This is a genomic window from Protofrankia sp. Cr1 (assembly GCF_963555865.1).
Taxonomy (GTDB): Bacteria; Actinomycetota; Actinomycetes; order Frankiales; family Frankiaceae; genus Protofrankia.
Genome location: NZ_CAUVXO010000211.1, coordinates 8,829 through 9,351, shown reverse-complemented (window position 1 = coordinate 9,351; position 523 = coordinate 8,829). Strand labels below are relative to the sequence as shown.

The 523-nt window shown below is 70.4% G+C and carries 1 protein-coding gene; it reads left to right on the top strand.

The window, feature by feature from the left end:
• Positions 1 to 98: 98 nt before the first annotated feature.
• Positions 99 to 523 (top strand): AAA family ATPase (locus U9980_RS16425; RefSeq protein ID WP_322768720.1); only part of this gene is annotated, 425 nt, incomplete at its 3' end.

The window sequence follows — 523 nt, the reverse complement described above, 5'->3', positions numbered from 1 at the left end:
TCGACGCGCGCGGCGGCCCATCCGACACGGCCCTCGTCCCGCCAAGCGAAACCGCCCGGTCGCGACGACCAGACGCTGGCCGCGGAAGGAGCCCGCTGATGCTGCGCAACTGCCTCGTCGTCGCCGTCGAGGGCACCCACGCCTCCGGCAAGACCACCCTCACCCACGCCCTTGCCGCCTACTACCGGGAGCGGGGTGTGCACGTCGCCTGCGTCCCCGAGCCGGCGCGCAACAGCCCGTTCATCGAGGAGATCGTCGTGCACGGCCGCGGCGAGTTCGACCTGGAAACCGAGGTCGACCTGTTCGCCGCCCAGCTGTCCAGCCAGCTTCGCACCGCCCGCCAACACGCGATGATCATCTGTGACAAGACGATCGCGAACGTCCTGGCCTACGCCTGGCTCGTCCTGCCCGGCGGCCCGGACGGACCCCACGCACCCGTCCTACGCGCGATGGAAGCCTTCTGCCGGGCCTGGGCGCCCGTCTACGACGCGGTGTTCTACTGCTGCGACAAGTTCGACCAGCA